Source organism: Phenylobacterium parvum (genome assembly GCF_003150835.1).
Taxonomy (GTDB): Bacteria; Pseudomonadota; Alphaproteobacteria; order Caulobacterales; family Caulobacteraceae; genus Phenylobacterium; species Phenylobacterium parvum.
Genome location: NZ_CP029479.1, coordinates 1,897,501 through 1,919,690 on the forward strand (window position 1 = coordinate 1,897,501; position 22,190 = coordinate 1,919,690).

General features: G+C 69.4%; 19 protein-coding genes (1 of these 19 running past the window's edge). 8 read left to right on the forward strand and 11 right to left on the reverse strand.

The features are described 5' to 3' along the window. A protein-coding gene (locus HYN04_RS09045) for a M16 family metallopeptidase (protein ID WP_162599612.1) crosses the window boundary here: on the forward strand, positions 1-2,011 show its 3' portion. 866 nt of this gene lie to the left of the window's left edge; 2,011 of the gene's 2,877 nt are visible here — the last part of the coding sequence; its start codon lies off the left edge, out of view; its stop codon occupies positions 2,009-2,011. Here HYN04_RS09045 and HYN04_RS09050 read toward each other — a convergent pair whose 3' ends face one another. The 3 genes from HYN04_RS09050 to HYN04_RS09060 form a co-directional block, all read right to left on the reverse strand. Beyond that, entirely contained in the window at positions 2,012-3,649 is a 1,638-nt protein-coding gene (locus HYN04_RS09050; RefSeq protein ID WP_110450460.1) for a choline dehydrogenase, read from the reverse strand. Between the two features lie 76 nt (positions 3,650-3,725). Then, on the reverse strand, positions 3,726-4,508 hold the full coding sequence (locus HYN04_RS09055) for an enoyl-CoA hydratase-related protein (protein WP_110450461.1): 783 nt from the start codon (positions 4,506-4,508) through the stop codon (positions 3,726-3,728). A gap of 53 nt (positions 4,509-4,561) precedes the next feature. Next, complete coding sequence (locus tag HYN04_RS09060; protein WP_110450462.1) at positions 4,562-5,092, reverse strand: gamma carbonic anhydrase family protein; 531 nt, start codon at positions 5,090-5,092, stop codon at positions 4,562-4,564. Positions 5,093-5,382: 290 nt separating this feature from the next. Here HYN04_RS09060 and HYN04_RS09065 point away from each other — a divergent pair, with 290 nt between their 5' ends. Continuing rightward, positions 5,383-6,150 carry a PhoH family protein gene (locus tag HYN04_RS09065; protein ID WP_110450463.1) on the forward strand — a complete coding sequence of 256 codons (768 nt, stop codon included), beginning with the start codon at positions 5,383-5,385 and terminating at the stop codon, positions 6,148-6,150. Between the two features lie 15 nt (positions 6,151-6,165). Here the strand turns inward: HYN04_RS09065 and HYN04_RS09070 are convergent, their stop codons facing one another. Then, on the reverse strand, positions 6,166-6,372 hold the full coding sequence (locus HYN04_RS09070; protein WP_110450464.1) for a DUF3126 family protein: 207 nt from the start codon (positions 6,370-6,372) through the stop codon (positions 6,166-6,168). Positions 6,373-6,435: 63 nt separating this feature from the next. Continuing rightward, positions 6,436-7,266, reverse strand: a complete 831-nt coding sequence (gene cysE, locus HYN04_RS09075) for a serine O-acetyltransferase (RefSeq protein WP_110450465.1) — start codon at positions 7,264-7,266, stop codon at positions 6,436-6,438. Between the two features lie 115 nt (positions 7,267-7,381). Here cysE and HYN04_RS09080 point away from each other — a divergent pair, with 115 nt between their 5' ends. After that, the gene (locus HYN04_RS09080; protein ID WP_110450466.1) at positions 7,382-8,002 is read left to right on the forward strand and encodes a nitroreductase family protein; all 621 of its coding nucleotides are present in this window, start codon (positions 7,382-7,384) and stop codon (positions 8,000-8,002) included. A 13-nt stretch (positions 8,003-8,015) separates the two neighbouring features. Here HYN04_RS09080 and queF read toward each other — a convergent pair whose 3' ends face one another. The 3 genes from queF to cysD are packed head-to-tail and all read right to left on the reverse strand — an operon-like array spanning position 8,016 to position 11,346. Continuing rightward, positions 8,016-8,471, reverse strand: coding sequence for a preQ(1) synthase (queF, locus tag HYN04_RS09085; protein WP_110450467.1), 456 nt, complete (start codon positions 8,469-8,471; stop codon positions 8,016-8,018). A 50-nt stretch (positions 8,472-8,521) separates the two neighbouring features. Then, positions 8,522-10,426 (reverse strand): sulfate adenylyltransferase subunit CysN, encoded by a 1,905-nt coding sequence (gene cysN, locus HYN04_RS09090; protein WP_110450468.1) that lies wholly within the window; start codon positions 10,424-10,426, stop codon positions 8,522-8,524. Next, positions 10,426-11,346 carry a sulfate adenylyltransferase subunit CysD gene (cysD, locus tag HYN04_RS09095; protein ID WP_110451364.1) on the reverse strand — a complete coding sequence of 307 codons (921 nt, stop codon included), beginning with the start codon at positions 11,344-11,346 and terminating at the stop codon, positions 10,426-10,428. The genes cysN and cysD overlap by 1 nt, the downstream gene beginning before the upstream one ends. Before the next feature lie 196 nt (positions 11,347-11,542). Here cysD and HYN04_RS09100 point away from each other — a divergent pair, with 196 nt between their 5' ends. From HYN04_RS09100 to HYN04_RS09115, 4 genes are all read left to right on the forward strand, one after another. After that, entirely contained in the window at positions 11,543-12,346 is an 804-nt protein-coding gene (locus tag HYN04_RS09100; protein WP_110450469.1) for an SDR family NAD(P)-dependent oxidoreductase, read from the forward strand. A gap of 220 nt (positions 12,347-12,566) precedes the next feature. After that, complete coding sequence (locus HYN04_RS09105; RefSeq protein WP_110450470.1) at positions 12,567-13,262, forward strand: TorF family putative porin; 696 nt, start codon at positions 12,567-12,569, stop codon at positions 13,260-13,262. 234 nt (positions 13,263-13,496) lie between these two features. Then, on the forward strand, positions 13,497-15,422 hold the full coding sequence (locus HYN04_RS09110) for a nucleoside-diphosphate sugar epimerase/dehydratase (protein ID WP_110451365.1): 1,926 nt from the start codon (positions 13,497-13,499) through the stop codon (positions 15,420-15,422). A gap of 34 nt (positions 15,423-15,456) precedes the next feature. Further along, positions 15,457-16,473 (forward strand): NAD-dependent epimerase, encoded by a 1,017-nt coding sequence (locus HYN04_RS09115; RefSeq protein ID WP_110450471.1) that lies wholly within the window; start codon positions 15,457-15,459, stop codon positions 16,471-16,473. A gap of 22 nt (positions 16,474-16,495) precedes the next feature. On the opposite strand, the gene HYN04_RS09120 is transcribed toward HYN04_RS09115, so the two are convergent. The 3 genes from HYN04_RS09120 to HYN04_RS09130 form a co-directional block, all read right to left on the reverse strand. After that, positions 16,496-18,340, reverse strand: coding sequence for a phosphoenolpyruvate carboxykinase (GTP) (locus tag HYN04_RS09120; protein ID WP_199285941.1), 1,845 nt, complete (start codon positions 18,338-18,340; stop codon positions 16,496-16,498). A gap of 130 nt (positions 18,341-18,470) precedes the next feature. After that, the gene (locus tag HYN04_RS09125; RefSeq protein WP_110450472.1) at positions 18,471-20,624 is read right to left on the reverse strand and encodes an AGE family epimerase/isomerase; all 2,154 of its coding nucleotides are present in this window, start codon (positions 20,622-20,624) and stop codon (positions 18,471-18,473) included. A 10-nt stretch (positions 20,625-20,634) separates the two neighbouring features. Continuing rightward, positions 20,635-21,405, reverse strand: coding sequence for a competence/damage-inducible protein A (locus tag HYN04_RS09130; RefSeq protein ID WP_110450473.1), 771 nt, complete (start codon positions 21,403-21,405; stop codon positions 20,635-20,637). A 65-nt stretch (positions 21,406-21,470) separates the two neighbouring features. Here HYN04_RS09130 and sfsA point away from each other — a divergent pair, with 65 nt between their 5' ends. Then, a complete protein-coding gene (gene sfsA, locus HYN04_RS09135; RefSeq protein ID WP_110450474.1) occupies positions 21,471-22,172 on the forward strand; it encodes a DNA/RNA nuclease SfsA in 702 nt (233 codons plus the stop codon). Positions 22,173-22,190 lie beyond the last annotated feature (18 nt).

Sequence of the window (22,190 nt, forward strand, 5' to 3'; positions counted from 1 at the left end):
GGCCAAGGTGGTGGTCGATCCCGGCCTGCCCTCGGCGGTGTCGGCGTCGTGGGTCGCGCCGCCGGACCTCGCCGCCGATTCCGAAGGCCGCCGGCGGGCGAGCCTTCAGCGCGAAATCCTCTTCGCCGTCCTCAACCAGCGGCTTTCCGACCTGGCCAGGGGCCCCAATCCCCCCTTCATCGGCGCCGCCGCCTCCTTCAGCCAGCCCTTCCAGGCGCAGAAGAGCGCCGGGGTCTATGGCCTCGCAAGGGCAGGCCAATGGCGGCCGGCGCTGGAGGCCATACTGACCGAGACCCGCCGGATCGAGGCCTTCGGCGTCCGGCCGGACGAGGTGGACCGCGTGATCTCCGACTGGCGGGCCGGCCTCACCGCCGCCCGGACGGGCTCTGGGACGCGAACGCCGTCGGCCCTTGCCGCGACGGTCACGGGGCTCATCCTCGATGGAACCGTGGTCACCAGTCCTGAACAGGACCTGGAGCGTTTCGAGCGGGAGGTGAAGGCTCTGGACCGCGCGGCTCTCAATCGGCTGGCGGCTGAGGTGTTCAAGGGCTCCGGCCCCCTGGTCCTCCTGACCAGCCCCACCCCCGTCGAGGGGGGTGAGTCCGCCCTCCTCGAAGTCACCCGCTCGACCCTGAAGGCCCGGGTGAGCGCCGGGACCTCCGCCGCAGCCTCCGCCTGGCCCTACACGTCCTTTGGTACGCCCTCGGAGGTCGTTGAGCGGCGGGATGTCGTGGACCTCGACACCACCCTGGTCCGCTTCGCCAACGGCGTTCGCCTGACCGTGAAGCCCACCAAGTTCAAGGCCGACCAGATCCTGGTCCAGGTGAACGTCGGCGCCGGCCGTCTCGGCCTGGCGCCGGACCGGCCAAGCCCGGAGTGGTCGGGCGGCGCCCTGGTGGAGGGCGGCCCGGCCCGGATCAGCGCCAAGGACATGGAAAGGGCCCTGACCGGCAAGGTCTACTCGGCGAGTTTCGGAATGTCCGACGAGGCCCTGGTGCTGTCTGGGGCTACGCGGGCCGAAGACCTGGACACCCAGATGCAGGTCCTGGCGGCCTATGTCTCCGATCCCGGCTGGAGACCAGAGGCCTTTGACCGCTACGCCGCCGTCGCCGCGAGCATCCACGACCAACTGGCCTCGACGGCCTCAGGGGTGATCAGCCGGGACCTTCCCTCTCTCATTCGGGGCGGCGACGCGCGCTGGGCCTTCCCCTCGCGGGAGGAACTGGCCGCCGCACGCCTCGATGACCTCAAGGCCGCCGTGACGCCGGCCCTGGCCTCAGGCCCGCTTGAGATCGTGATTGTCGGAGACATCACCGTGGACAAGGCCATCGACGCGGCTGGCCGCACCTTCGGGGGCCTGCCTCAGCGGGCCGACCCCGCCCCCCTGCCTCCCGGGGCGCTAAAGGTCCGCACCCCCTCCGGAGGCGGCGAGGCCGTCGTGCGCACCCACAAGGGGCGCGCCGACCAGGCGGTCCTGTTCACGGCCTGGCCGACCACCGGCTTCCTCGAGGATCCCCGCGGCGCCCGGGCCAACCGGCTCCTCGCCGCCGTCCTCGGCCTTCGCCTGACCGAGGAGCTGCGTGAGAAACAGGGGGCGACCTATTCGCCAAGCGCCGACTCCACCCAGAGCCTGGAGATCCCCGGCTGGGGCTACATCTCCACGGTCACGGAGATCCCGCCGGACAGGATCGCCGCGGTGACCCAGGACATACGGCGCATCGCCAAGGATCTCGCCGGCCGGGCTCCGACGGATGACGAGATGGCCCGCGCCCGCAAGCCCATGCTGGAGAGCGTCCTCCAGGGCCGCGAGACCAATGGCTACTGGATCAGCATTCTTTCGGGCGTGCAGGCTGACCCGCGCGGCCTGGACGCCGTGCGCAGCCTCATCCCGACCCTGGAGGGGCTGACGGCGGCCGACGTCCAGGCGGCCGCCCGGAAGTGGCTGTCAGACGATCGCCTGTGGCGCCTGGAGGTGATCCCGGAAGCCGGGCGCACCCGGACGGCGCCCTGATCAGGCGGCGACCTCGGCGTCGTCCGGGGCCGGCGCAGGCCGGCCGAGGATCATGTCGGCGGCCTTCTCGGCGATCATGATGGTCGGCGCATTGGTATTGCCGCCCACCAGGGTCGGCATGACCGAGGCGTCCACCACCCTCAGGCCCTTCAGGCCGCGGACCCGGAGCTGGGCGTCGACCACCGCCATGGGATCGCCATCCGCGCCCATGCGGCAGGTCCCGACCGGGTGATAGATGGTCTCGGCCACGGACCGGATCCAGGCGTCCACCGCCTCGTCCGATTCGACGCCCTCGCCGGGGAAGAGCTCTTCGGAGCGGTAGGGGTCGAGGGCCGGCTGGCGGGCCACCTCCCGCATCATGCGGACGCCCTCGCGCAGGGCGCGGCGATCCTCCTCGGCCGCCAGGTAGTTGGCGAAGATGGCGGGATCGTCGAAGGGGTCCGCGGACCGCAGTCCCACCCGGCCCCGGCTCTCGGGCCGCAGCTGGCAGACATGGAAGGTGAAGCCGTCGCGCTCGACCACGGTCTTTCCGTGGTTCTGCATAACGGCCAGCACGCAGTGGACCTGCAGGTCGGGGCGGTCGAGATCCGGGCGCGACTTCAGGAAGGCGCCGGATTCCAGGAACTGGCGACGGCCGAGGCCCTTCTTGAAGAGAAGGTAGCTCAGGCCGACCAGCAGGGTCTTCAGCCCCTTCCGCTGGGAATAGATGGTGATGGGCTGCGGGCAGGCCCAGGACAGGGTCACGTCAAGGTGATCCTGCAGGTTCTCCCCCACCCCGGGAAGGGCGTGGACGGTCTCGATCCCCGCGGCTGAGAGGGCTCCGGGATCGCCGATCCCGGAAAGCTGAAGGATCTGCGGCGACTGGACCGCGCCGGCGCAGACCAGGACCTCGCGGTTGGCCTTCACCTGGGTCCGGGCGCGGGTCTTCTCGTCCGCATACTCCACGCCGGTCGCCACGCCGTCCTCGATCAGGATCCGGGTCGTCCGGGCGCCGGTCACGCAGGTCAGGTTGGGCCGGGACAAGACCGGATGCAGGTAGCCGCGGGCGGCGCTCCAGCGCTCGCCGTCATGGACGGTCAGCTGGTAGGGACCCCAGCCCTCCTGCTGGCGGCCGTTGAAGTCACCCGTCAGGGGATGCCCTGCCTGCTCGCCGGCGCGGATGGCGGCCGAGTAGATGGGATTGGGGTCCGAGGCCTTGGAGACCTTCAGCGGCCCCTCGCCGCCATGCCAGTCGTCGGCCCCGCCCTCGAACGCTTCAGACTTCTTGAAGTAAGGCAGGATGTCCCGGTAGGCCCAGCCCTCCAGGCCCATCTGGCGCCACTGGTCATAGTCGCGGGCGTGGCCGCGGATGTAGATCATCCCGTTGATGGAGGAGGATCCGCCCCAGCCCTTGCCGCGCGGCCACCACAGGCGGCGGTCGTCGAGTTGGGGCTCCGGCTCGGTCCAGAAGCCCCAGTTGTAGTCGCCCTTGTCGCCGATCAGGCTGCCAACGCCCGCCGGCATGCGGACCAGAAGGGAGTTGTCCTTCCCCCCGGCTTCCAGCAGCAGCACCCTGACCGAGGGATCCTCGGTCAGGCGCGCGGCCAGCACGCAGCCGGCCGAGCCGGCCCCGATGATGATGTAGTCGTAGGCGTCCATGGGCGGGCCTCGCAGCTAAACAGTGTTCAGTTGCGCCCTTCTGACGATCTTGCCCGCCCGCGGCAAGGGGCCTGGGTCAGCGACCCTTCCAGTTCGGCGCCCGCTTCTGCGAAAAGGCCAACGGCCCTTCCACGAAGTCCTCGGACGTGAACAGGGCCGACACCGCCGGATAGCGGTTCTGGCCCTTGATGGCGGACTCCAGGGTCGGCTCGTCCAGGCCCTTGAACACGGCTTCCTTGGAGGCCCGGACCGACATCGGCGAGAGCTCGGCGATCTGCGCCGCCCAGCGCCGGGCGGCGATCATGAGGTCGGCGGCGGGAACCACCTCGTTCACGAAGCCCAGTTCCGCCCCCTCGGCGGCGGAGACGCGACGGCCGGTCAGGATCATGCCCATGGCGCGCTTGACCCCGATGGCCCGGGGCAGGCGGTGCAGGCCCCCCGCCAGGGCGGCCAGGCCCACGCGGGGCTCGGGCAGGGCGAAGACCGCCGCCTCCGAGGCGACGATGATGTCGCAGGCCAGGGCGATCTCGAAGCCGCCGCCCATGGCCACGCCGTTCACCGCGGCGATCAGGGGCTTGTTCAGGTCGAACCGCGAGGTCAGGCCGGCGAAGCCCGAAGGCGGGCTGCGCATCTCGCCGCCCGTGGCCTGGTGCTTGAGGTCGTTGCCGGCCGAGAAGGCGCGCTCACCCGCCCCGGTGATGATGCCGACCCACTGCTCCGGATCCGCGGCGAAGGCGTCGAGGGCCTCGTGCATCTCGAAATGGGCCGGCGAATGCAGGGCGTTCATCACGTCCGGCCGGTTCAGCGTGAAGATGGTGACGTGGCCTTCGCGGTCCACGCGGATATGTTCGTAGGCCATCGCCCTTCTCCCTTGAATACTGCCCGCCAGAAAGCGGCTGGCGGGCCGCCGGGTCAACCCTTGTGCCGCAGGCTGGCCCGGTAGCGCTTCCAGTTCTCGACATAATGATGGGCGCCCATGGCCACCGACCGGGCCTGGGCTTCCGACAGTTCCCGCACCACCTTCCCCGGGGCGCCCATGACCAGGGAGTTGTCCGGGATCTCCTTGCCCTCGGTGATCAGGCAATTGGCGCCGATCAGGCAGTTCTTCCCGATCCGGGCGCCGTTCAGGATGATGGAGCCGATCCCGACCAGGCTGTTGTCCCCGATGGTGCAGCCATGGAGCATGACCATGTGCCCAACGGTGACATTCGCCCCGATCGTCAGGGGTGATCCGGTGTCCGTGTGCAGGACGGAACCGTCCTGGATGTTGGAGTTCTCGCCGATCTCGATGGGATCGTTGTCGCCCCTCAGTGTGGCGCCCCACCAGACCGAGGCATTGCGCCTCAGGATCACACGTCCGATCACCGCAGCGGTGGGGGCGATCCAGTACTCGTCGTCCGCGGGCAGTTCGGGCGTCGCATCGCCCAGTGAATAGACAGACATCGTCCCTCCCATGACCCTTTGGTGACCGGCGCATTCACGCTTCCGCAATACGGCCGCTATCATCCTAGTCAGGCGATTCGAGGCTGCGAAGCCCCGGACGACGCCTTTATCCCGAATGCGGGAGACCTGATGTCGATGCAGAGCCCCTGGCGGCCACGGCCGCCGGCAGCAGACCGAGGAAGCGGCCCGCCGGGCGCCTCCCGACGCCGCGTCGATGCTTCCAATTCGCTTTTCCCCATGGGCGGTCCGATCCGGATGCGCCCCTTTTTCGCGCCCAGACGGAGGCCCTCATGACCAAGCGAGCCCTGAAGCGTCAACTTCGCGAAGGCGCCCTGGACCTTACAGAGTTCAATGGTGATCCCCGGATCCGGCGGTTGCCCGTGGAACGGGCCTGGTCCCCCCTCCCCCGCCGGCCGGAGGACGACCGCGAGCAGGGCTTCGTCAAGACCGTCCGGGCGATGTCCGAGGGCCAGAAGGCCATGATGGAGGCCATCGACACGCACAACCTCGTCCTGGCCCTCGGCCCGGCCGGGACCGGCAAGACCTACCTGGCCATCGCCAAGGCGGTGGAGGCCCTGGAGGCGGGGAAGGTCGGCCGGATCGTCCTGTCCCGCCCCGCGGTGGAGGCGGGCGAGTCGATCGGCTTCCTGCCCGGCGAGATGGAGGACAAGCTCGCGCCCTATCTCCGGCCCCTCTACGACGCCCTGTCGGACCGGCTGTCGATGAAGCGCGTCAGGGCCATGATGGCCGAGGGGATCATCGAGATCGCCCCGGTCGGGTTCATGCGCGGGCGGACGCTGAACAACGCCTTCGTCGTCATCGATGAGGCGCAGAACTGCACCTACGTCCAGCTCAAGATGTTGCTGACCCGGCTGGGCTGGCATTCGACCATGGTGGTCACCGGCGACCCGGCCCAGTCCGACCTCCTGCCGGAACTCTCCGGACTGGGGCCCGTGGCCGAGCGTCTCGAGGCCGTCGGGAACATCGCCGTGGTGCGGCTGGCGGAACGCGACATCGTCCGCCATCCCCTGGTCGCCGAGATGCTGGGGGTCCTCTGACCCCCGGCGCGGCCGTCAGGGCAGGTCTTCGGCAAGGATGGCCATCTCGAACATGAAGGAGCCGGCTTCATCCTCGTCCTCGAAGACCACGCCGATGAACTCCTCGCTGATGTAGACCTCGGCGGAGTCCTTCTGCCGCGGACGCGGCACGACATTGATCCGCGCGTTCGCGAAGGTGCCGCGAAGGTGACCTTCGATCTTGCGGAGGGTGCGTTCGTCCAAGGGTCTGCTCCGTCGACAGTCTGAAATTCCCGGGGTCGGCGACCCCGGCGGCTGATCCGTGGATCAGATGACGTAGTCGTAGACCACATCCGCAAGGGTGTGGTCCATGCTCCGCGCAGGCTCGTCCCCGGTCGGGCAGTTGACGAGCCGGGCCGGGACGCCGGCGGCGGTGCAGTGCGCCGGCACCGGCTTGAGGACGACGGAGCCCGAGGCCACCTTGGCGTAGTCGCCGATCTGGATGTTGCCCAGCACCTTGGCGCCGGCGCCAAGCAGGACGCCCCGGCCGATCTTCGGGTGCCGGTCGCCACGTTCCGCCCCCGTGCCGCCCAGGGTCACGCCCTGGAGCAGGGAGACATCGTCGCCGATCACCGCCGTCTCGCCAATGACGATACCCGTGCCATGGTCAATGAAGACCCCGGATCCGATCTGGGTGGCCGGGTGAATGTCGACCTGGAAGATCTCGCTCATGCGGCTCTGCAGGTAGAAGGCCATGGTCTCGCGTCCCTGGCTCCAGAGCCAGTGGGCGATCCTCTGGGTCTGCAGGGCCTGGAAGCCCTTGAAGAAGAGGAAAGGCTGCACATAGCCCTTGCAGGCCGGGTCCCGCTCGAACACGGCCTTGAGGTCGGCCTCCGCCGTGTCCACCAGGCCCGGTGCAGCCCTGTAGGCTTCCATGGCCAGTTCGCGCAGGCTCATGGCGCGCAGCTCCTGGTCGCCCAGCTTGTGGGCCAGGGCGTAGGACAGGGCGTCGCCGAGGTTGTCGTGGCTGAGGATGATGGCGTTGACCAGCGACGCCAGCGCCGGCTCCGTGCGGGCCGCGCGCTCGGCCTCGTTGCGCAGGGCCGCCCAGACGGGGGGCGCGGCGCGCGGGTCGATCACTTCGAGCTTCTGGGTCATCCGGTCCTCCCCCGCTGACAACACCAATCTAGCACAGGGGCGCCGCCACGCGAATCCCCGGCTTGCAAGGACCGGCTGGAGAGCTATCAGGAGCACGAATCCCACGAGGCCAGGCATGACCGGATCCCCCCTTTCGTCCCTTCCGCCGCCCGCCTTCGGTGATCCGATCGGGATCGAGGCCGCCCCTGAGGTGCTCACCTTCCTGGCTCGCCGCCGGTCGGCTTCGGCCCTGAAGCTGGCCGCGCCTGGTCCAGACGCCGCACAGGTGCAGGACCTCCTCCGCCTCGCCTGCCGTGTCCCGGATCATGGCAAGCTGGCGCCCTGGCGCTTCATCCTGCTGGAGGGGCCGGACAAGGCCGCCTTCGCGGACCGGCTCGACGCCCTGGCCCGCGCCCGGGGCGATGAGCGCGCCGCGGGCAAGCTCGGCAAGCTTCGCACCCCGCCCATGGGGATCGCGGTGATCTCAGCCCCGCGCGAGGCGGACGTTCCGGAGTGGGAACAGGTGCTGTCGGCGGGAGCGGTCTGCATGACCCTGGTCTGCGCCGCTCAGGCCATGGGCTTCGGCGCCAACTGGATCACCGACTGGTACGCCTACGACGCCGAGGCGCGGGCCTGCCTGGGGGTGGCCGGTACGGAGAAGGTGGCGGGTTTCATCCTGATCGGCAGCCCCTCAGAGCCGCCCCGGGAGCGCGAGCGCCCGGATCCGGCGGGCCGGGTGTCGCGCTGGACGGCCTGAAGGTCCGCCTCGCTTAGCCGCGGCCGCGGTAGGGGGCGACGCCCTGGTCAGGCAGCCAGAGCCCCTCGGGCGGTGCGCCGGTCTGCCAGAAGACATCGATGGGAATGCCCCCGCGCGGATACCAGTAGCCCCCGATCCTCAGCCAGAGCGGCTTGGCCGTTTCGACCAGCCGGCGGCCGATGGTCAGGGTGCAATCCTCATGGAAAGCACCATGATTCCGGAATGATGAAAGAAAAAGCTTCAGCGACTTGGACTCCACCAGCCAGTCGCCGGGAGCGTAATCGATGACCAGGGTCGCGAAGTCCGGCTGGCCCGTCACGGGGCACAGGGACGTGAACTCCGGGGCCGTGAACCGGGCCAGGTAGACCTGCCCCTTCTGGGGGTTGGGTACGCGTTCAAGGACGGCGGCCTCGGGGCTGTCAAAGCCCGCCACCACCTGGCCCAACTGGGTGACCTGGATCTCGCTCATGGGGGCCGATTACCCCGCGCGCCCCTTGCGGGCAAGCGCCCGGGACGGCCTCATATGGTGTAGTCGGGCTCGCCCTCAAGCCAGGCGGTGATAGCCTCGGCCGCGTCCGGGGCCGACACCTGGGTGGTGTCGATCCGGATGTCGGGGGACTCCGGCGGCTCGTAGGGGCTGTCGATCCCGGTGAAGTTCTTGAGCTCCCCGGCCCGGGCCTTGGCGTACAGGCCCTTCACGTCGCGCTGCTCGGCCACCTCCAGGGGCGTATCCACGAAGACCTCGACGAAATCCCCTTCCGGCATCAGGCCGCGGGCCAGGGCCCGCTCGGCCCGGAAGGGCGAGATGAAGGAGACCAGGACGATCAGGCCGGCGTCGGCCATCAGCCGGGCCACCTCGGCGACACGCCGGATATTCTCCACCCGGTCCTCGTCGGTAAAGCCCAGGTCCCGGTTGAGGCCATGCCGGACATTGTCCCCGTCCAGCAGGTAGGTGTGCCGGCCCATCGCATGAAGTTTCTTCTCCACCATGTTGGCGATAGCGGATTTTCCGGAACCGGAAAGCCCCGTGAACCAGATGACGCGGCCGCGGTGCCCCTTCAGGGCGGCGCGCGCCGCCCGGTCGACGTCGAGGGCCTGCCAGTGGACGTTCTGGCTGCGCCGGAGGGCGAAGCGGATCATGCCCGCCCCCACCGTCCGGTTGGTGATCCGGTCGATCAGGATGAAGCCGCCGAGGTCGCGGCTCTCGGCGTAGGACTCGAAGGCCAGGGGCGCGTCCGTCGAGATGTTGCAGACGCCAATCTCGTTCAGATCCAGTCGCTTGGCCGCCAGATGTTCAAGCGTATTCACGTTCACCCGGTACTTGGGCTCGGTGATCGAGGCCGAGACGGTGCGCGCGCCCAGCTTCAGGAGGTAGGGGCGCCCCGGCAGCATGGGGGCCTCGTCCATCCAGACCAGGGTCGCCTCGAACTGGTCTGCGACGCTGACCGGCGCGTCCGCGCGGGCCAGGACGTCGCCCCGGCTGATGTCGATCTCGTCCTCGAGGGTCAGGGTGACCGACTGTCCCGCCTGGGCCTCCGGAGCCTCCGATGTTCCCGTGATGACCTGCCGGACCCGACTCTCCCGCCCGGACGGCGAGACACGCACCGCATCGCCCGGACGAACCGTCCCGGCGGAGATCAGGCCCGAGAAGCCCCGGAAGTCGAGATTGGGGCGATTGACCCACTGGACCGGCATGCGGAAGGGCTGGCCGGACGCATCATCTCCCACCGGAGCCGTCTCAAGCCAGGACAGGAGGGTCGGTCCGTCGTACCAGGGAGCGCCGCCCCCGGCCTCGGCGACATTGTCCCCCTTCAGGGCGGACATGGGGATGGCCTGGAAGGCGTCCAGCCCGATCTGGGCGGCGAAGGCCCGGTACTCGGCGACAATCCCGTCGAAAACCTCCTGCGACCAACCCACCAGGTCCATCTTGTTCACGGCGACGACCACGTGCCGGATGCCCAGCAGCCGGACGAGGTAGGAGTGCCGTCGGGTCTGGGTCAGCACCCCTCTCCGGGCGTCGATGAGGATGACCGCCGCATCCGCCGTAGAGGCGCCCGTGACCATGTTGCGGGTGTACTGCTCATGCCCGGGCGTATCGGCGACGATGAACTTCCGCCGGTCCGTCGAGAAGAAACGATAGGCGACGTCGATGGTGATGCCCTGTTCCCGCTCGGCGGCGAGTCCGTCGACCAGCAGGGCGAAGTCGATTTCTCCGCCTTGGGTGCCGACGCGGCGGGAGTCCGCCTCCAGGGCCGCCAGCTGGTCCTCGAAGATCATCTTGGAATCGTAGAGCAACCGCCCGATCAGGGTGGACTTGCCGTCATCCACCGAGCCGCAGGTCAGGAACCGAAGGAGGCTCTTGGTCTCATGGGCCTTCAGGTAGGCCTCGATGTCGGTGGCGATGAGGTCGGACTGGTGGGCCATCAGAAGTAACCCTCCTGCTTCTTCTTCTCCATCGAGGCCGCCTGGTCGTGGTCGATCACCCTGCCCTGCCGCTCGCTGGTGGTGGTCAGGAGCATTTCCTGGATGATCTCCGGCAGGGTGGCCGCCGTACTCTCAACGGCGCCGGTCAGGGGGTAGCAGCCCAGGGTCCGGAAGCGCACGGACTTCTGCATGGGGACCTCGCCAGGCCGCAGGGGCATGCGGTCGTCATCCACCATGATCAGGGTCCCGTCGCGCTCCACCACCGGACGGACGTCCGAGAAGTAGAGGGGGACGATGGGGATGTTCTCCAGGTGGATGTATTGCCAGATGTCCAGCTCGGTCCAGTTGGAGATCGGGAAGACCCGGATAGACTCCCCGGGGTTCTTCCTCGTGTTGCAGAGCCGCCAGAGCTCGGGCCTCTGGTTCTTGGGGTCCCAGCGGTGCTGGGCGGACCGGAAGGAGAAGATCCGCTCCTTCGCCCGGCTCTTCTCCTCGTCGCGCCGGGCGCCGCCAAAGGCCGCGTCGAAACCATGCAGGTCCAGGGCCTGCTTGAGACCCTCGGTCTTCCAGATGTCGGTGTGGACCGCCGAGCCGTGATCGAAGGGATTGATCCCCTTCTCCAGCGCCTCGGGATTGCGATGGACGATCAGGTCGAAGCCCAGCTCGCGGGCCATGCGCTCGCGCATTTCGTACATGGCCTGGAACTTCCAGGTCGTGTCGACGTGCAGCAGGGGAAAGGGCGGCTTGCCGGGCCAGAAGGCCTTGGCGGCCAGGTGCAGCATCACCGCGGAGTCCTTGCCCACCGAATACAACATGACCGGACGCTCAGCCTCGGCGACCACCTCCCTCAGGATGTGGATGGCCTCGGCCTCCAGCCTCTGCAGGTGAGTCAGGGTCGCCCTGTCCGTCGTTTCCGTCATCCGACCGCCTCGCACGCCTGCGCCGCGAAGGCGCGCCTTCGCCATATAGGGCATCCCCTGCCGCGATAACCCTTCCGCCCCGTGTCCCGGCGACCAATTCTTCTGGCGCCCCGGCAAGAAATCCTTCGCTTCCCGCCCCCCTTCCGCCCGGGCGGTGATCGGCCTATGCCTTCAAGAAAGCGGAGGAGATCAGACCATGAGCGTCTCGGATTTCGAGAATTTTGTCGTTGTCGTCACCGGCGCCTCCACGGGGCTGGGCCGGGCCCTGGCGGTGGAGACCGCCCGGCGGGGCGCCTCGGACGTGGTGATCAACTATGCGCGTAGCGCCGAGGAAGCCGAGGTGACGGCCGGCCTCGTCCGCGCCGAGGGAGCCCGCGCCCTGCTGGTCCAGGGTGACGTCTCGAAGGACGAGGACTGCCGCACCATCGCCGCCGCGGCCGCGCCCCTGGGACGCATTGACGCCCTGTTCAACAACGCCGGCGTGACCAAGTTCGCCCAGAACCACGCCGACCTCGACGCCGTGTCCGCCGAGGACTTCCTGCATCTCTACGGGGTCAACGTCGTCGGCGCCTTCCAGATGATCCGGGCCGCCCGCAGCCTGCTGGAGGCGGCGCCGCAGCCGGGCGCGGTGGTCAACACCTCCTCCATCGCCGGCGTGGCGGGCATCGGCTCTTCCGTGCCCTACGCGGCGTCGAAGGGGGCGATGAACACCCTGACCCTTTCCCTGGCCCGCGCCCTGGCCCCCAGGATCCGGGTGAACGCCGTATGCCCGGGCTTCATCGACACCCCCTGGTTCGGGAAGGGCATGTCCGAGGAACGCGTCGCGCGGCTTCGGGAAGGCTCCGCGGCTTCAACCCCGCTCAAGGTGGCCTCGACGGCCGAGGACGTGGCGGCGGCGGCGGCCTTCCTGGCCTCCCGCCAGTCGCGGCATGTCACTGGCGAGACCCTTTTGGTGGACGCCGGATCCCACCTGGGATTCGCCCCGCTCGGGATGCGGTGAGCCCGGTTCATGCCCCGTTAATCCGGATCAGGGCTTGGTGAGGCCCTGAGCTTCGGCCGGGACGCCTGAAAAACAGGCGCCCAAAGCCATCAGGGCCTCAAAAAGCGTCAAGTCCGGCTGCACAGGGTCGGCGGATGCCCGGTCTTGTGGCAAGGCGTCGGTTCGGGGGGGAAGGTCCGGGTCACAGGGTCAGGCCTGATAATCAAGGGGATTGCACAGTATGAACTCGATCAAGCTCGCGGCCTTCGCCGCCACCGCCGCCCTCGCTCTTGGCACAGCGGCGCAGGCTCAGGACAAGCCTGAGTTTTCCTTCAATGTGGGCGTGGCTTCTGACTACGTCTTCCGCGGCTTTAGCCAGACGGACAGCAAGCCCCAGGTCTATGGCGGCGCGGACGTCGGCATCGGCATCTTCTACGCGGGGACTTGGCTGTCCAACGTCGACTTCGGCGACTCCACGGATATGGAGTATGACCTCTACGCTGGCTTCAAGCCGACCCTCGGTCCCGTTTCGCTGGATGTCGGCATTGTGCGCTACGGTTACACCAACCAGTCCGATGGCGCGGACCTTGATTTCTGGGAAGGCAAGGTCGCCGGGTCGGTTCCCGCCGGCAAGGGCACGATCGGCGCGGCGGTCTACTACACTCCCGAGAACTTCAACCAGACCGGCAAGGCGACCTATGTCGAACTCAATGGCTCCATGCCCGTGACCGACAAGCTGTCGGTCTCCGGCGCGGTCGGCCACCAGTCGCTTGAGGGGCCCCTCGACTACGAAACCTGGAACCTCGGCGTCGGCTACGCCATCAACGACGTCTTCGGCGTCGACCTGCGCTACTGGGACACCAACGTCGAGAAGTCGGATGACCCCTTCAAGGTGTCTTCGGGCCGCGTGGTGGTGGGCCTGAAGGCCGCCTTCTGACCTCGGCGACTTCGCCACAACCCACAGGGAAAGCCGTCGACCTTCGGGTCGGCGGCTTTTCTTTTTTGGTAAATCGGCGTCTATGCGGAAAGCCGTTAACTTTGCTGTGCGATCCTCGTCACGACTCGGAGACGGAAGTCTTCGGGGAGAGCGTTCAAGGAGCGAAGCGACCTTCGCCACCGCGGCCCCCGGGGGGTGCGGACGTCGCAAGTAAGGAGCTGTTGCGTGGAGCAGATGGCCAACCGGGCCCGCAGTCTTCTGGCCGATACCGCGATTGCGACGGCCGCCCTGTTCGGGGCCTTCCTGCTGACGGCGGGTCGGACCGCGCCCTTTGAAGCCGGCGTGATTGGCGGGATTCTCCTCCAGTCCCTCACCTACGGCGCCGTTGCGGCGGCCTACAGCTGGCTCTTCCGCCGCGAGCTCTCGCCATGGCGGTACGTTTCCACCCCCGACGCCCTGGTCCTGGCGCGGATCTCCCTCCTGACGGCCGCGAGCTTCCTGCTCCTGCATTTCGCCGCGGACCGGGCCAGCGATCTCAGCCGGGCCATGCTGGCCCTGGCCCCCATCTTTCAGATGGTCGGCGCCATCAGCGCCCGTATGCTCCGCAGGGCCGCGCATGAGCGCGCGCTCGACAGCTTCGCCCCCCTCAAGTCCCTCAGCGACCGGGCGCCCCAGGCCCCCGAGCTCCTCCTGATCGGCCCCACCACCGCCGCGGAGACCTACCTTCGGGAAGCCAGCCGCCGGCGCGACAACACCTGGACGCCCGTGGGCATCATCGCCCCCGACGCCGGGGAAGTGGGCCAGCAGGTCCGCGGCGTCTGCATCATCGAGTCCATCGAGCGCCTGGATGCAGCCCTCGCCGACCTGCGCCGCTGGAACCAGTACCCCCGCGCCATCCTCTTCCTGGACGAACCCGGCCGGCTTCGGGGCCTCACGGCCGCCCAGCTGGGCCGGCTGAAGAACGACGGGATCCGCCTGCTTCGCCTGCCTTCCATCGTCGATCTCTCGCATGAAGATGGCGTCGCCCTCCTTCCCATGCGGGACATCAGCGTCGAGGAGCTCCTGCCCCGCGACCCGATCGAGCTGGACCGCGTGGCGCTCCGCGCCCTGGTCTCGGGGCGCCGCGTCCTGATCACCGGCGCCGGCGGCTCGATCGGCGCCGAGCTGAGCCGCCAGGTGGCGGGCCTCGACGCCGGCCACATCACCCTGCTGGACTTCTCGGAGACCGCACTCTTCGAGATCGACCGCGAGCTGGGCGAGACCTTCCCGGTCCTGTCGCGCACGGCGGCCCTCGTGGACGTCCGCAACGCCGACCGGGTGACCGAGTGCCTGCTTGGCGAGCGCCCGGCCCTTGTCTTCCATGCAGCCGCCCTGAAGCATGTCTCCATGGTCGAGCGGCATCCCGTCGAGGGGGTCCTGACCAACGTCCTCGGCACGTGGAACGTGGCCGAGGCGGCCCGGATCGCCGGCGCCGCCCAGATGGTGCTGATCTCCACGGACAAGGCGGTGGATCCCTCCAACGTCATGGGCGCCACCAAGCGCCTGGCCGAGGCGGTGATCCAGGGCCAGCAGGAAGGCTCGGAGACCCGCTTCTCCGCCGTCCGCTTCGGAAACGTGCTGGGTTCCGCCGGCTCCGTCGTGCCGATCTTCCGGTCGCAGATAGACCGTGGCGGTCCGGTGACGGTGACCCACCCGGAGATGGCCCGCTACTTCATGACCATCCCTGAGGCCACCCAGCTGGTGCTCCACGCTACGGCCACCTGCGCCGATGACCTCAACCCCGACCGCGCCCGCCTCTTCCTCCTGGAGATGGGCGAGCCGGTGAAGATCATGGACCTGGCCCGCCAGATGATCGCCCTGTCCGGCCGGACCCCCGGCAAGGACATCGAGATCGAGATCACCGGCCTGCGTCCCGGCGAGAAGCTCACCGAGGAACTCCTCGACGAGATGGAGCGCTCCATCCCCTGCGCCCCCAAGGTCATGGAGGTCGTTTCGCCGACCGCCATGGGGGTCGCCCCGGCGCACCTGAGGCGCCTCGAGGCCATCGCCGCCCGTGGCGACAGCGACGAGATCCGGCGCGCCCTGTTCGATCTTGTGGCCCAGATCCGCGGCGAAAAGCCCGCCGGAATTCCGGCCCTGCGGGTGGTGTCGAACCGTTGATCCGGCGAGGTCGGCTGGGGTCCGGGGACGCTTCATGATCCTCGTCACCGGATCCGCCGGCTTCATCGGCTTCCATGTCGTCCAGGCCCTGATCGCCCGGGGCGAGCGCGTCGTCGGGGTGGACAACATCACCCCCTACTACGACCCCACCCTGAAGCTGGCCCGCCTGGCGCGGCTGGAAGCCCTCCCAGGCTACCAGCACCATCGCATCGACCTCGCCGACCGGGACGCAGCCGCCGGACTGTTCCGCGAGGTCCAGCCCCGGGGCGTCGTCCACCTCGCCGCCCAGCCTGGCGTCCGGTACTCGCTGGAGCATCCCGAAGCCTACGTGGACTCAAACCTCGTGGGTTTCCTGAGCGTCCTGGAAGGCTGTCGGGCGACTCAGCCGGCCCACCTCGTCTTCGCCTCGACGAGTTCCGCCTACGGGGCCAACGCCGCCCTGCCCTTTTCGCCGCACCAGCCGGCGAACCATCCCCTGACCCTCTATGCGGCGACCAAGCTGGCCAACGAGTCCATGGCCCATGCCTACGCCCACCTCTTCGGGTTTCCCTGCACGGGGCTGAGGTTCTTCACCGTCTATGGCCCCTGGACCCGCCCGGACATGGCCCTCTACCGGTTCGCCGACGCCATCGTCGCCGGCCGGCCCATCGAGGTCTACGGCCAGGGCCGGATGCAGCGGGACTTCACCTATGTCGACGACATCGTCAGCGGCGTGATCGCCGCCCTCGACCGGCCTGCTTCGCCCGATCCGGACTGGCGCTCCGAGGCGCCCGATCCCGCCTCCAGCGGGGTGGCGCCCTGGCGCATACTGAACATCGGCGCCGGGACCCGGGTCGAGCTCATGACCTACATCGAGGTTCTCTCAGAGGCCTTGGGGCGCCCGGCCCGGCTGAACCTCATGCCCATGCAGCCCGGCGACATCGCCCGCACCGAGGCGGACATCTCGGACACCCGGCGCCTGCTGGGCTACACCCCCACCACGTCGGTCGAGGTCGGCGTGCGCCGGTTCGCCGACTGGTACTGCGAATACCATGGGGTGTCCCGGGCCTGAGCCCGGGGCCGGTCCGGAAGGCCTATTCGGCCACCACGACGGCTGGGCGGGCCACGGCCTTCAGCCGCCCTTCCAGCGCCTTGTGCTGGTTCCACAGCTCCTGCGGAAGCCGCTCGCCAAAGGCCTCGTAGGCCGGCGGGATCAACGCCGCTTCCTCGGCCCACACCGCCGGGTCGACGGTGAGCAGCAGGTCCAGGTCGGCGGCGCTGAGGCTCAGGCCCGAAAGGTCCAGGGACTCCGGCGTCGGCACCTGGCCGATGGGCGTCTCCAGCGCCGGAGCCCGGCCGGCGAGGCGCTCGAAGATCCACTTCAGGACCCGGGAATTGTCGCCGAACCCCGGCCAGACATAGCGCCCGGTGGAATCCTTGCGGAACCAGTTCACGAAATAGATGCGCGGCAGCTTGGCGGCGTCGGTCTTCTCGCCCACCGAGAGCCAGTGCCGGAAATAATCGCCCATGTTGTAGCCGCAGAAGGGCAGCATGGCGAAGGGATCACGGCGAAGCTCGCCGATGCGGTTCTCGGCGGCGGCCGTCCCCTCGGAGGCCACGTTCGAGGCCAGGAAGACTCCGTGGGCCCAGTCGAAGGCCTCGGTGACCAGGGGCACGGCGCTGGCGCGGCGACCGCCGAACAGGATGGCCGAGATCGGCACGCCCTTGGGATCTTCCCATTCGGGGGCGATCACCGGGCACTGGCTGGCCGGGACGGTGAAGCGGGCGTTCGGATGGGCGGCGGGTTCGCCGGAGCCCGGCGTCCAGGGACGGCCCTTCCAGTCGGTCAGGTTGGCCGGCGGGGTCTTGGTCAGGCCCTCCCACCAGACGTCCCCGTCCTCGGTCAGGGCGACATTGGTGAAGACGCAGTTGGCATGCAGCGAGGCCACGGCGTTGCGGTTGGTCTCGTTGCCGGTGCCAGGGGCCACGCCGAAGAAGCCGGCCTCGGGATTGATGGCGTAAAGCCGGCCGTCGTCGCCGAAGCGCATCCAGCAGATATCGTCGCCGACGGTCTCGGCCTTCCAGCCCGCCAGGGTGGGCTGCAGCATGGCCATGTTGGTCTTGCCGCAGGCGCTGGGGAAGGCGGCGGCGATATAGCGGACCTCGTTCTGGGGCGAGGTGAGCTTGAGGATCAGCATGTGCTCGGCCAGCCAGCCCTCATCCCGGGCCATGACCGAGGCGATGCGCAGGGCGAAGCACTTCTTGCCCAGCAGGGCGTTGCCGCCATAACCCGAGCCGTAGGACCAGATCTCCCGGGTCTCGGGATAGTGGACGATGTACTTCTCGGGATTGCAGGGCCAGGACACGTCCGCCTGGCCGGCGGCGAGCGGGGCCCCGAGGGTGTGCACGGCGGGGACGAAGAAGCCATCGTCGCCCAGCTGGTCCAGGGCCGCCTTGCCCATGCGCGTCATGACCCGCATGGAAATGGCCACATAGGCGCTGTCGGTGATCTCGACTCCCAGCTGGCTGATCTTCGAGCCGATGGGGCCCATGCTGAAGGGGCAAACGTACATGGTCCGGCCGGCCATGCAGCCGTCGAACAGGCCATTCAGGCGGGCGCGCATCGCGACGGGATCAGACCAGTTGTTGGTCGGCCCCGCATCGACCTGCTTCTCGGAGCAGATGAAGGTGCGGCTCTCGACCCGGGCCACGTCGCCCGGATCCGAGGCGGCGTAGAAGGAGTTCGGCCGCTTGGCCGGGTTCAGGCGCTTCAGCGTCCCGCGGCCTTCCAGCTCGCGGGTCAGCGCATCCCACTCCGCATCCGATCCATCGCACCAGTGGACCCGGTCGGGCCGCGTCAGGGCCGCGATCTGCTCCACCCAGGCGATGAGCCTGGCGTGGCGGGTGGGTGCGGGGTGAATGCCGGGGATCGAGGTCATGAATTCAACATCTCCGAGCCGTGGAGGCGCTTTGGGGAGTCGTTAAGGGATCGGCGGACTCGCGCCCTCGTAATGAAGAGGATGCCAAAAGGCGAGCGCATGTGCAGGTCAGTCGTCCAAAAAACGTCACTTAAGCCGAAAGTGCTGGGGATAGTTCCTCCAGCTGCCGGATGGCCCCGACGATATGGTAGAGCGAGGTCGCCGGCGCATCCCCCGGCGCGAATCCCCCTGTGGGTCCCTGGCGGTCACGCCACAGTCCCCGCACTGGGGTGTCGAGATACCGGCGCAGGCCCGCCGCCGCCTGAAGGGCGTCCTCGGTCTCGCCCAGGGCGAGGGCGGATTTCAGGAACTCCGTCTGCGGCCAGAGCCGGGCCCAGCCGTCCCGGACGGTAAGGTCCTGCCAGAGGGCGTTCACCGCGCAGGCCCGGCGCGGGTCCACGCCCTGGCGTCCGGCCTCGTGCAGGGCGCGCGCCGCCAGCTGGCCGTCGGCCCGGCCGCGGGCCCGGCCCCAACGGTCGAGAAGCCAGGCCCATTCAAACTGGTGGCCCGGTTCCACCAGCCGGCCGTCGTCGCCATCCGCGCGGCGCCAGTCGGCGTCAAAGAACTCAGACAGCACCCCGCGATGGTCGATGAAGGCGCCCAGGGCCAGGCTGGCGATTTCGTCGGACAGCCTCCCCCAGCCGGCCTCCCCCACCTCCTCCCAGGCCAGCGAGGCCTCTAGCAGGTGCATGTGGGCGTTGGCCTGGAAAGGCTGGTCGCCTGATTCCCGGAACCCACCCGCCGGATGCCGGAGCGCCTCGAGCCCATCACGCAGGCGGTGGGCGAGGTCGAGGGCCTCGCCGGCCGACTCTCCGGCCTGCCGCAGGCTGGCCAGGCCCAGCAGGGCGAAGGCCTGGTCGTAGACGTGGGGCGTATCGTCCAGGGGGCGACCGTCCAGCCCGACCAGGGTGCGCACCAGCCCGTCCGGCCGCAGGAAATCCGCCTTCATGCCGGCCAGGGCGTGACGGGCCGCCTCCCGCCAGGGCCCGCTCCAGCCCATCATCCCGGCCTGGGCGAAGCTGAAGATCATCCGGCCCTGGACCCTCCCGCGGCGGGGAGCCGGTTGGGGCGATCCATCCTGGGCGATGGCCTCCACGAAGCCGCCCCGCTCCCGGTCGGCGCCGAGGCTCCACCAGACCGGCAGGGCCGCGGTCCGCAGCCAGAGCCCGAACCAGCCGGCCGCCTCGGCCAGGGTGGAGAACCCGGCGGGTCCCCGGGCCTGTAGGCGCTCGACCCCCCGCTTCACCGCCTGGCTGTCCGACAGGGGCGCCACCAGAACCCTGCCTGCGTCCGCCACCACGGCGATGCCGGACAGTCCCACGACCACCGCCTCAGCGCCGCCGTCGGCGCGGATGTAGGACCCGCTGACCCCCTCGGCCTCGACACGGCCCTCAAGGCGGTTGTCGTCGGCGTCCCGTTCGGAGAGGGCGTGGACCACGTCCCAGGCGCCCACGTCGGACCAGGCGAAGTCCGCTGCGGCGACCATGGCGCGGGAGGTCTTTTCCATGACGGCGTAGTCGATGGAGATCTTTGGCGCGGTCCGGAAAACTTCGCCCAGCCGCAGGCCGTCCTCGGGCCCGGTGGCCGTCTCCACCGCCGCCTCGGCCGCCTCCAGCACCTCCGGCGCCAGCCGGCCCAGCTCATAGGCCAGGGTGGTGGCGGGAACGATGAAGTTACCGCTGTTCCAAAGGCAGCCCTCGGCGATCAGGGCGGCGGCGCGCGCGGCGTCCGGCTTCTCGATGAAGGCGTCGACCGTGCGGACCGTATCGCCACGGCCGGGCCGGATGTAGCCGTAGCCCGTCGCCGGAAAGGTCGGCGCGACGCCCAGGGTCACGATCCGCCCGGCCCGGGAAAAGGGCGCGGCGCGGACGACCGTGTCCCGGAAGGCCGCCGCGTCCGGGACATTGTGGTCGGCGGCCAGCACCACCATCACCGCCTCCTCGTCGCGGCGCAGGAGGTGGATCGCCGCCGCGGCCATGGCCGGCGCGGAATCCCTCGGCTCAGGCTCCAGCAGGACCTGGGCGGACAGGCCCAGCTCGGCCAGTTGCTCGCGGATCAGGCCGCCATGGTCCGCCCCGGCGATGACCAGCAGGGGCCCCAGGGGCGCCGCCCGGAGCGCCGTCTCCTGGAAGGCGGTGCGGGCCCCGCCCATGAGCCGGGCGAAGGGCTTGGGACGTTCGGGCCGGGAGACGGGCCAGAGGCGCACCCCCGACCCGCCGCACATGATGACGGGGTAAAGGCTCACGGGACCAGGCTCAGGCCGCCTCGACCTCGCGGACATTCTCGATGCCCGCGGCCCGGAGGGCGGCGATCAGCTCCGCGACGGTGGCGGCCAGTTCGACCCCATCGCGGCTGCGCAGGACCAGGTTCGATCCGTAGAGGCCTTCCGTGAAGAAGGGATAGCTGCCCAAGCTGAGGTCGGGATGGGCCCTGGCCACCGCTTCCAGCGGAGCGGCGATGGCGCCCTCCCCCGAGCCTTCCACGCGGACCGTGCGGGACAGGACCACCGCGCCCGAGCGAAGCCGGGGCCCGACGTCCTCCAGCATGCCGCGCATGATCTGCGGCACGCCGGCCAGGACGAAGACATTGCCGATGGTGAAGCCGGGCGGCCCCTGGACGGGATTGTTCACCAGCGACCCGCCTACCGGCACCCGCGCCATGCGGCGGCGGGCAACGTTCAGCTGGTCGCCCCAGCGGGACTGCATCATGGCCAGGATGTCGGGATGCTCTTCCAGTCCGACCCCGAAGGCCGCCGCCACCGCATCGGCGGTGATGTCGTCATGGGTCGGCCCGATGCCGCCGGTGGTGATCACATAGTCGTAGCGGGCGCGAAGGGCGTTCAGGGCGTCGACGATCTCGTCCTGGATGTCGGGCACGGTCCGGGCCTCGCACAGGTCCACCCCATGCACGCCCAGGTACCGGGCGATGTCCCTGAGATTGGTGTCCTGGGTGCGGCCGGACAGGATCTCGTCCCCGATGATCAGCACCGCCGCCGTCACCACGCCGTCTCCGCCCGGGCTGCCCATGCGTGAAGTCTCCGTTTCCGGCGAACATCTATCGGCTGGAGCCCCGCTTGCCTATACCCGGGGCCATGGACTTCCCCGCCCCCCTGATCCCGGCCACCTTCCTGCGGCGCTACAAGCGCTTCTTCGCCGATGTCGTGCTGGCCGACGGGACGGAGATCACCGCCCACTGTCCCAACCCCGGCGCCATGCTGGGCCTGAACGCCCCCGGCCTCCCCGCCTGGCTGTCGGTGTCCGACAATCCCAAGCGCAAGCTGACCCACACGCTGGAGCTCGTGGAGGCCGACGGCGGCCTGGTGGGCGTCAACACCCTGTTGCCCAACCGCCTCGTGGCCGAAGCCCTTGAGGCGGGGACAATCCCCGAGCTCGCCAGCTACGCCTCCGTCCGGCGGGAGGTGAAGTACGGCAAGGCCAGCCGGATCGACTTCCTGCTGGAGGACCCGGCGCGCGGCCGGTGCTGGCTGGAGGTCAAGAACGTCCACCTGATGCGCAGGCCGGGCCTCGCCGAGTTTCCCGACTGCGTGGCGGCCCGCTCGACCCGCCACCTCGAGGAGCTTGCCGACCAGGTCGCCGCCGGCGACCGGGCCGTCGCCCTCTTCGTCATCCAGCGGATGGACTGCGAGGCCTTCAGCGCCTGCGCCGAGCTCGACCCGGCCTTCGCCCGGGGCCTCGAAGCGGCGGCCGCCGCCGGGGTGGAGGTCATGGCCTGGGCCTGCGAGGTCGCGCCCTCCGGCGTCCGCATCGTCCGCCCCCTGCGCTGGCGCGGTTGACTTCTGCAGGCCAGGCGC